Here is an 8,990-nt window from a genome sequence, read left to right as displayed (position 1 = left end):
CGGCCTGAAAGGCACGGCGCTTGGCACCGCGCATCTGCGCTGCGGCTAAGCGCAAATCGGCAATCTGTTGCCCACTAATTTGTTGAGCACTTGGACTGGTGAAATCTTTCCTGAACACCCTAGCCCCTCCACCTCTCCCTACGTTATCTGTCTCTCCGCTATCGTACCTCACTCGCTCGGCTTTGGGTATCTTCTTTTCTCAAAATCACCTAAGAGTCGATCAAGCGCGACCTGCAACTGTCTGACACGGCGCTCGGCTTTCTCACTGGTATTGCCTTCGCACTTTTTTATACGTTTGCGGGGATTCCCATCGCACGATGGGCAGATCAAGGAGTCCGACGCACGATTATGGCCCTCGGACTCGCGATCTGGAGTGGCATGACGGCGCTCACGGGGCTCGCACAGTCGTTTACCCAACTCGCCCTGGCAAGGATTGGTGTTGGCATTGGTGAGGCAGCGTGTTCTCCTCCGGCGCACTCGCTGCTTTCAGACTACTTTCCTCCTGATCGCCGGGGTACTGCTCTATCCATTTTTTCACTAGGTGTTCCGATTGGCATCATGATCGGATACCTGGCTGGTGGCTGGGTCAATCAGTATTTTGGCTGGCGTACAGCGTTCTTTGTCGTCGGCTTACCTGGAGTGGTGCTTGCCCTCATCGTCCGCTTGACCCTCCGTGAGCCCCCCGTGGCCATTCGGAAGGTCTGCAAAGAGCAGCAACCATCCCAGCAGATTCTTTTGCTGATGTCTTACGGTTTATGTGGCAACTGCGCTCGTTTCGCCATTTGTCGCTCGCAGCGGCATTGCATGCGTTGTATGGCTACGGCGTCCTTGCCTTTATGCCAGCCTTTATGATGCGCGTGCATGGCATGACGAACACTGCTGAGCTGGGATTATGGTTGGGGTTGATCGCGGGCATCTTTTCTGGCATCGGGACGTTTCTCGGCGGCACCTTGGGAGATCGGCTGGCAGCACAGAAAAGAGATATGCGTTGGTACATGTGGCTCCCAGCGTGGGCCACTATTCTGAGCATTCCTTTCTCGTGCATCTTCTATCTCTGGCCAGAAGGGCGAACGGCGTTGTTACTCAGTATTCCTGCGGCCATCCTTGGTCCGACGTACATCGGCCCGACGATGGCAATGACACAGGGGCTCGCGAAGCTCCACATGCGTGCGACGGCTTCGGCTCTCTTGTTGTTCATTCTCAATCTGATTGGCTTAGGTTTGGGACCGCAAGCCGTTGGGATACTCAGTGATCTCTTGGCCCCGACGTATGGAGCACAGTCGATTCGCTATGCGCTCCTCTTTGTCGTCCTCACCGGCAGTGTGTGGTCGTCACTGCATTATTTTTTCGCGGCACGCACGCTGCGTGAGGATCTGACAGTGAAAGATGCGCAGTGATCCAATCCGTTCACTGTGCATGGCATCATTGACAGCCGCTACCGCCCTTCGACAGGCTCAGAGCGAGCGGACAATGCTATCACGATCTCAATTGGACCCGAGAGCATTTGTCCACTTTATCCTTAGACGTTTTAGTGTCGTCATTCTGAGCGGAGCGAAGAATCTCTCTGCGAGACCCTTCGTTGCACTCAGGGTGACAGCCCGAGGGTGCCAGTCTTCTGTGACCTGATTGAGGAAACCGGATTAGACCAACTCCACCCATGCACCAGTCGGCGCGACGATTTCACCAATTACCGCAGCAGCCAATGCTCCTTCATCGAGCAACTCTCGCGTCAACGCCGATGCCTCGCGTGCAGGAACAGCAATCAGCAATCCGCCAGAAGTTTGCGGATCAAAGGCAACTTCATTCAAATCTTGGGGCACCGCAGTCGCCACCTGTACTTTATCCGCCAGGTAATTCCGATTTCGTTTACAACCGCCGGTGATATAGCCTTCCAACGACAATCGCAGTGCTCCCGGTAGAACCGGTAGCGCAGTCGCCTGGAGACGCAAAGTGAGGTTGCTGCCCATCGCCATCTCACAACTATGACCCATAAGGCTGAAGCCGGTCACATCGGTACAAGCGTGGACATTATACTTGCGCATCACCGCTGCGGCTTTGGCGTTGAGGGTCGACATCGATACCACCGCAGCGCCGTATTCTTCCTCGCTCAAGTGGCCTTTTTTCAGTGCCGTGGTAAGAATTCCTGTACCAAGCGGTTTGGTAAGAACGATGACATCACCTTCTTGGGCACCAACGTTACGAATGATCTTGCGGGGGTCGATCACACCGGTGACCGCCATGCCATATTTGATCTCGTCGTCAGCAACGGAATGCCCACCAACAACCGCAACTCCAGCTTCCGTCGCTGTATCTCCACCACCCCGGAGGATCTCCGCTAAAATCTCTTTCTCCAGTCCACTTTGCGGAAAACAGACAATGTTCATCGCCGTCTTTGGCTCACCACCCATTGCGTAGACATCACTGAGTGAGTTGGTCGCAGAAATCACACCATAGGTATACGGGTCGTCGACAACCGGAGTAAAGAAATCAACCGTGTTCACGATTGCCAGATCATCACGCAGACGAAACACGCCGGCATCATCAGAAGTTTCGACTCCGACGAGCAAATCAGGGTGGCGACTACGCGGAAGCGTACCAAGTACGAGGGCTAGGTCCGCCGGACCCAGTTTTCCTGCTCACCCAGCAGCCTTCACTTTTTCGGTCAGGCGTATACGTGATCGTTGATCTCTCGGGGTTTGGTCTGGCATATAGCTCCTTTGGAACAATTAAGAATGAAAAACTAAGAGTGAGGAATGAGGGGAATTTTTCCTCAATTCTTCACTCTTCACTCTTCACTCTTCACTCTTCATTTTTTTCTGAGCTTCCTTACATCACCAACGCGCAACGTGAGGCCGGTACGATCGAAGTATTCCAACAACGGAATCGCAGTCTTACGGCTGATGCCGAGCAGGTCACGAAAAGCGGCAGCGGTAATCTCGGCTTTTGCTGTAAGGTGATCGACCAGAGCGGTCCTGGCTTTCTCTAACATTACGCCACTGAAGTAGAGGTCGGTTGTGACTTTCACCACCGCACCACGTGACTCCAACACGCCGAGGAGTTCGACCAGTGGCTTGCGTTGCATCTTTAATTTTTCTTCGAGTTCTTTTAGTTCTGGTGGCGTCAGTCCACCTTCTTGCAAGAGCTGCTCGACACGTGCGGCAGATTCCTGCTCACCTCCGCTGAGTTTCACACTATGTGTAGGTAAACGTAAGAGGCTGTCCTCGCGAACCACGACTTTCTCGGCGACGAGCTTGTCTACCACTGCACGAAAAATCTTGGGGGTGAAAGAAAACGACAACTGACTCCGCAACGATTCCATCTCCATCCCACGCGCTAGCGGTGTCGCTTCATGGAATGCAGCTAAGGTTTTCGCCACTTCCGCAACGAGCCGTTTCCATTTGGCCTGCACCCCATACGCTTCTGGATGCGCTTTATCAGGAAAGAGCAAGATCTCAGGATCTTTGCCAAGTAAAGAAGCAACTTCTTCTTCGCGCGCATTCACACCTTGATAGACTTCTTCAAGTGGAAGCGCAAACGCGCTCTGCGCCTCGATATAAGCGCGACACGCAGGTAGCAACTCAGCAGTGCGAAGAAACGTCAGCCGCTCAACAATGCCTTCTTCTGAACGACGATGGCGTTGCGCGAAGGGCAAAATCACTTCACCGCCACCCAGCGTTCCTTGAGCGGTTTGATTACGCAGAATAAAGCGATCGCCGCGCAATGCCACCACTGGTTCTTCCAGAACGATCTGACAATATCCATTAGAACGTGGAGGGAGGATCTCACGCCCATCGAGAATAATGACCTTGCCGATCACTTCCGCTGTGCCGATATGCACCCGCACCCGTTCGTGGTTCTCGATGTCGCGACCTGCACCGGGGCGGATTTCCACAAAGGCATCGAAACGGTCGGTGGTCAATGTCAGCTTAGGATGGCAAATGACATGACCGCGAGCAAGCGCACTTTTCTCTAGTCCAGCGAGATTGAGGGCAACCCGTTGTCCCCATTTCGCTTGTGACACTGACTGTCCATGCACTTGCACAGAACGCACACGTGACTCATCAGCCCCAGGTAGAACTCGAATCGTTTCTCCCTCACCAATCGTTCCAGCCACCGCAGTGCCAGTGATCACCACGCCGTGGCCCTTAACCACAAAAGCTCGATCCACCGGCAGACGAAAATAGCCCGGCAATGGTGGCCGCTCATACGCTTGCAACTGCGTCGCGATCTCCTGACGCAAACGATCGAGCCCGAGTCCGGTCACCGATGAAACCGGAACAATCGGCGATCCTTCGAGCGTGGTATCGACCGTAAGAATTTCGATTTCTTCCTGAACCTCCGCTAAGCGCTTGGCATCGGCGAGGTCAGCTTTAGTGATGACGCAAATGCCTTTTTTCACGCCTAGGAGGTGAAGAAAGTCTAGATGTTCTTCACTCTGCGGCATTACACCGTCATCAGCCGCAATGGTAAAGAGGACAAGGTCGATACCATGAGCGCCAGCCAGCATGTTGCGGATAAAGCGCTCGTGCCCTGGGACATCGACGATGCCAGCACGCTCGCCATCCGGCAAATCCATGTACGCAAATCCGAGATCGATCGAAATGCCGCGCTCCTGCTCCTCTTTGAGCCGGTCGGTTTCTTGTCCGGTCAGCGCTTTAATCAGCGACGTCTTGCCGTGATCGATATGTCCCGCTGTGCCAATGATATGCGGCATCCGTGTCTCTACTCCTGAGTCTGCTCAGCATTCTGACAAAAGGGGCAAGAGAAGGGAATGGCGTTTCGATATGGAACCTATGAGCTGGATTCGTTGAGCTGTTACCGCATCACCGGAGCAGCCAGTGACCCACTAATTGTCGCTCGCCGTTCTCCTGGGGTGTTAGGCGAGATCGGCAGGAGAGACACGAGCGCCGTAAGCGCTGGTGGGGCAGGACCAACAACCTTGGTTGTCAGTTGTAAATCAAGACCACTACGCGGAAGTGGAGTGCTCAGAACCAGTGCACCTTGCGCACGGGCTTCGATACCATCCGCCATGAGAGTGACATCAGTAATGTTCACTCTTCCATCACGGAGGTTTGCGCGCAAATTACCACGAACAGATTGCAGCGGCGGAACTGGCAGTTGTCCGAGTGCCCCTGGCTGCAGTGACCCCTCTGAGACATTCAGCTCCAGTGCTCCTTGTAAAGAGAATATCTGCGAGAAATCACCACTCACCTCGCCACTCCCAGTTAGGATGCCTTTGAGCCCGCCAGATTTTTCCGCCCCTGGTATTGGCAGTAACGCGAGATTCATCCGTCGGGCAGTCAACGTCGTCTTCACCCCGTTCGGGCTGTGTTCAGCAGTTCCGTTGATCGTCCCACCGTAGAGGTCAGCTTGGAACGCCAGGGGAAATGGGCTTCCCCAAAGCAAGCCAAGCCAGGAAGGATGAACCAGCAAACGTGATACTCGCAGAGGAGGAAGACTCGCCCCTCTTTGCTCAACCCTCACGTCACGTACGAGAGCTGCGCCATACCACGTCAGTTCTCCCTGCGAATAATGGATGTGTACCGGAGTCCCACGCGTCACAGAGGAGATCACTCGCTGTAACACAACGTCAACAGGAAAAGTTAAAAAGAGAAAAACCGCGAAACAGAGCAGTGTGTATACCCCCCACCCCATTCGCGCAGACGACAAACGTGTCCACCGACGCCACACTGGACTCAATGTGGTGGCAGTCACCTCGGAGAGGGGAGCGTCATTATCGAGTATTGAGGGCGATGGCTGTAAGAGTGACATCGAAAGTATATGGATCCTTATAACGTTTCTTGATCGCCAGGTTCGTACAACGTAGCGTCGTACCAGTGACATCGATCTTGTACAGCAAATCGACGAGTTCCTGCAGGGAGACACCGCTCAACTTCAGTTCAATCGTCTCACGTGCCAGACCGCCACGGTCTTCATGTCCAATCGGGTTGATTGCTGCCAATTTCTCCCGTCCGAGTGTACTCGTGGTCAGCCCTTCGAGAAATGCAAACGGTGACAGTGTCGAACCATTGGCAGATCCGACGACTTCCAGCTCATGTCGTAACGCTTCATAGCTTTGGTCCAACGTTGCCACTTCACTCAGCTCGCGTTCCTTGGCTACAACTTTCGCTTGCAGGCGTTCACGAGCATCCAGTAGGGGAGCAACAACAAACAGTGAAAAACAAATACCGACGAGTGCAATCCCCGCAAACACGACGAGCCAGCGTTCCCGCGGCGAAAGACGTGCAGCAAATCCAGCCGTCGCGTCAACAACAACACTCCTGAGCTGATCTGGGAGTTTGACTCGTTCTCGCAGGGACGTCAACGCGAGAGTCAGCCAGTTTTTCATCCTTCCCTCCGTCGAGTTCCGAGGTTCAGAGGCTCGACTTCGGCTTGTTGCTCACGCCCGGTCGCGTCTCGCTTTGTTTCTTGTCGCTCATCTTTCTGGAAAAACAGCTGTAACCCGAACGCAACTTTCTGGCTGCCGGCAATAGTTTTCACGTCTTTGAGTTGCGCGTCACGAAAGAGCCCAAGACTCATCACCGCAGTTTTGATCGCCTCAGCCGATTCAAATGAACTGGTCGTTCCTTGGAGACGGATGGCATCTTCATCAAAGGTCCAGGTGTCGAGGTCGAGCGCGACCTGTTCAGGGACAACCGCGCTCAGGTGGCGCAACACATCGAGGGGGGATCCAGTTGACGCTCCGCGCAGGAGGCGCTGGCGTTTTTGTAGTGTCTCCACTGCATCTGCAAGTTGAGCTTTCTCATTCACTATCGTCTGGGTATCGGGGAGTGTAGCCACAAACACGCGCCGGGTTTCTTGGCGCAGGGTTTGATATCGCAGGGTGAGGCGATAAATATCCAGCATCAAGGCCAGCCCTGCTGCCGCGGCTACTCCAGCCGCGAGCCACGCGAGATGGCGAGATTCTCTGCGAAATTTTTCGCTATGTCGTTGCGGAACAAATTCTCCTTGGCGAAGGTTCACCATCGGTGTCGTTCCACGCAACGCTTCGTGGAGTCCCATACCAAGGCACGTGGCATACACTGCCTGATCCGGCCGTTGGGACTCGGGAATGGCAGGGATCGCAAGGGATTGCAAGGGGACGATCTCCACAGCTAACGCGTGCTGAATTTCTTCGGACAACTCAGGAGAATAGGCCCCGCCACCACACAGGAAAATCTTCTCAGGAAGTGAAGAATCCTCTGGGATTAACGCGAGCAAGGTCCAGCCCAGTTCCTGGAGAAAAGCAGCGAACCCACCAGGACGACTCAAACCAATCGTAAATGTGCGCAAGCCTATGAGGGTTCCTTCCTGGAGCAGAACGACAGAGGTGGAATTTTCACCAATATCCAGCAGGGCAGTAAGGCCATGCTTATCCACGTCAGCAAGCGGCAACAACGCCAATGGCGCGAGAGGGCCAAGCGCAATCTGTGCAGGGTCTAGACCTGCAGCGGTGAGGACATCGACATGTTCCGCAATCGTGTTTTTTACTACTGCCACCGCCAGTGTTCGTGTGCCATTCTCGATGCGCTGGAGAGACTGGCCTGCGACCACCACATCGTCCAACCCAAAAGGAATCTGACTCTCCAGTTCAAACGGCACCGCTTGGTTGATCTGATGCGGTTGAGTAAACGGTAGAGTTAACAGGCGGTGAGAGGCGGTGTTGCCCGGAAGACACGACAAGACCGTATCTGCGGCAATTGATAGGTCGCGCAAAAATCTCGCAATTGCTCAGCTAACGGCCGCTCTGACACCCGCAACTGCTGAAAGAGTCCAGTCACACGACAACGACGCAAAGAGCTTTCGATCAACGCCGCTTTGAGGGAGTGAGACCCCAGGTCCAGTGCCAAGATACGTCGTGCCATGACCTATCCTTGTCCCCGTAGCGGCAATGCCGTTTGCCAGGTCATGGGAGTCACGGTTGCTGCTCGCCGTTGAACAATAACAGACAGTGCTTGACTCACCGGATCAACAGAGGCCAGGGCCGTAACCGCAAAGAACTCACTCCGCACCGACACCAACCGAAACGCATCAGTTTGCACCTTTGGGTCAAACCCCAGACGCTCGCGCAATTCGTTTACTCCACGAACAGGTACCACGATGCGCGAGACCAGAAATGTTTCGAGCGTTTGACGATCGACCATGGGAAACAACGCCGCCAGGACTTCTCCGGGAGCTGTGTTCACGTTCACCAAGGTGTTGTTCCCAGGAAGAACCGTGATCACTTCTGCAAGGCGAGTACGCATAGCTGCCGAAAACCCCTCGATCCGGCCTAACTCGCCTAAGGTTAACAAGAGGCCATTCGCTGGCACATACGGCGGCGTGAGTCGTGAATAATGATCTCGTTCAGCACCACGCGGTTCGGGGAAATCATCGACATCCAACCAATCCAACAACGGATCAAGCACCCCCGGTTCAATCTCTCGAAGAGCGAATAAACGTTCGGCAACATCGCGCCATGTACGGTTGATCGTCCCGTTGCTGTTGCGAAGCGCATTCAAGTTCACTTTTCCTTGCTCGTCACTCACACGGATCATCACCATGCCCTCACCGGCTGGAAGCGGAGGCAATGGATAAGCCCATTCGTCTCGGAGAGAGTCGATACCGGAGGCCGACTGGCCATCGCGTTTGAGCACCAGCATGGCAAGGTTCACCCCGGACCGAGCCAGGTAGTTGGCTTGTAACGCTTTGAGTGCATTGTGAGCGAGGTGGTAGTCCACCTGGCTAGAATACGCGAATTCGACTACGGCAATCGTGAGCAGTGTCACAGCCAGTAAGGTTGTGACGAGGGCTGCGCCGCTTTGAGAGACTACGGAGAAATGCGCCGTCCGCCCTTCGACAAACTGAGGGTGGGCGGCAGGGGCCATCCCTGTAAAGGTCTGAATCTTTCATGATTTCGCGGGTTCTGCTGAGATAGGCGCGTGTCGTGGGGAGAAACTCAAGTTCAGGGAGAGAGAAGGGAACACGCGATGATCTTAGGAGCATGCTTT

At 54.5% G+C, this 8,990-nt stretch carries 9 protein-coding genes; 2 read left to right on the top strand and 7 right to left on the bottom strand.

All coding sequences use genetic code 11. The features are described 5' to 3' along the window. The first annotated feature begins 348 nt into the window (after window positions 1-348). A complete protein-coding gene (locus tag FJ147_25245; protein ID MBM4259192.1) occupies window positions 349-852 on the top strand; it encodes an MFS transporter in 504 nt (167 codons plus the stop codon). Then, window positions 837-1,397 carry an MFS transporter gene (locus tag FJ147_25240; protein ID MBM4259191.1) on the top strand — a complete coding sequence of 187 codons (561 nt, stop codon included), beginning with the start codon at window positions 837-839 and terminating at the stop codon, window positions 1,395-1,397. Before FJ147_25245 ends, FJ147_25240 begins: the two co-directional genes overlap by 16 nt. Window positions 1,398-1,640: 243 nt before the next feature. Here FJ147_25240 and selD read toward each other — a convergent pair whose 3' ends face one another. The 7 genes from selD to FJ147_25205 all read right to left on the bottom strand — a co-directional run bounded on the left by selD (window position 1,641) and on the right by FJ147_25205 (window position 8,867). Further along, window positions 1,641-2,627, bottom strand: a complete 987-nt coding sequence (selD, locus tag FJ147_25235) for a selenide, water dikinase SelD (GenBank protein ID MBM4259190.1) — start codon at window positions 2,625-2,627, stop codon at window positions 1,641-1,643. A 179-nt stretch (window positions 2,628-2,806) separates the two neighbouring features. Beyond that, window positions 2,807-4,714 (bottom strand): selenocysteine-specific translation elongation factor, encoded by a 1,908-nt coding sequence (gene selB, locus FJ147_25230; protein MBM4259189.1) that lies wholly within the window; start codon window positions 4,712-4,714, stop codon window positions 2,807-2,809. Between the two features lie 101 nt (window positions 4,715-4,815). After that, the gene (gene gspN, locus FJ147_25225; protein ID MBM4259188.1) at window positions 4,816-5,844 is read right to left on the bottom strand and encodes a type II secretion system protein GspN; all 1,029 of its coding nucleotides are present in this window, start codon (window positions 5,842-5,844) and stop codon (window positions 4,816-4,818) included. Then, a complete protein-coding gene (locus tag FJ147_25220) occupies window positions 5,735-6,349 on the bottom strand; it encodes a type II secretion system protein M (protein MBM4259187.1) in 615 nt (204 codons plus the stop codon). Before FJ147_25220 ends, gspN begins: the two co-directional genes overlap by 110 nt. Continuing rightward, window positions 6,346-7,683 (bottom strand): hypothetical protein, encoded by a 1,338-nt coding sequence (locus FJ147_25215; protein ID MBM4259186.1) that lies wholly within the window; start codon window positions 7,681-7,683, stop codon window positions 6,346-6,348. Before FJ147_25215 ends, FJ147_25220 begins: the two co-directional genes overlap by 4 nt. Beyond that, window positions 7,641-7,865, bottom strand: a complete 225-nt coding sequence (locus tag FJ147_25210) for a hypothetical protein (protein ID MBM4259185.1) — start codon at window positions 7,863-7,865, stop codon at window positions 7,641-7,643. The genes FJ147_25215 and FJ147_25210 overlap by 43 nt, the downstream gene beginning before the upstream one ends. Before the next feature lie 3 nt (window positions 7,866-7,868). Beyond that, window positions 7,869-8,867 carry a general secretion pathway protein GspK gene (locus tag FJ147_25205; GenBank protein MBM4259184.1) on the bottom strand — a complete coding sequence of 333 codons (999 nt, stop codon included), beginning with the start codon at window positions 8,865-8,867 and terminating at the stop codon, window positions 7,869-7,871. Between the last annotated feature and the right edge of the window lie 123 nt (window positions 8,868-8,990).

This window comes from Deltaproteobacteria bacterium (assembly GCA_016874775.1).
Taxonomy (GTDB): Bacteria; Desulfobacterota; Binatia; order Bin18; family Bin18; genus VGTJ01.
Note: the sequence above shows the minus strand (reverse complement) of the source record. Positions and strands in the feature narration are given on the sequence as shown.

Excerpts from the sequence above, each read along its gene's own strand:
- FJ147_25245 (MBM4259192.1), top strand. The coding sequence starts at position 349 with ATGGCCCTCGGACTCGCGATCTGGAGTGGCATGACGGCGCTCACGGGG.
- FJ147_25240 (MBM4259191.1), top strand. The coding sequence starts at position 837 with ATGCCAGCCTTTATGATGCGCGTGCATGGCATGACGAACACTGCTGAG.
- selB (MBM4259189.1), bottom strand. The coding sequence starts at position 4,714 with ATGCCGCATATCATTGGCACAGCGGGACATATCGATCACGGCAAGACG.
- gspN (MBM4259188.1), bottom strand. The coding sequence starts at position 5,844 with ATGTCACTGGTACGACGCTACGTTGTACGAACCTGGCGATCAAGAAAC.
- FJ147_25220 (MBM4259187.1), bottom strand. The coding sequence starts at position 6,349 with ATGAAAAACTGGCTGACTCTCGCGTTGACGTCCCTGCGAGAACGAGTC.
- FJ147_25210 (MBM4259185.1), bottom strand. The coding sequence starts at position 7,865 with ATGGCACGACGTATCTTGGCACTGGACCTGGGGTCTCACTCCCTCAAA.
- FJ147_25205 (MBM4259184.1), bottom strand. The coding sequence starts at position 8,867 with ATGGCCCCTGCCGCCCACCCTCAGTTTGTCGAAGGGCGGACGGCGCAT.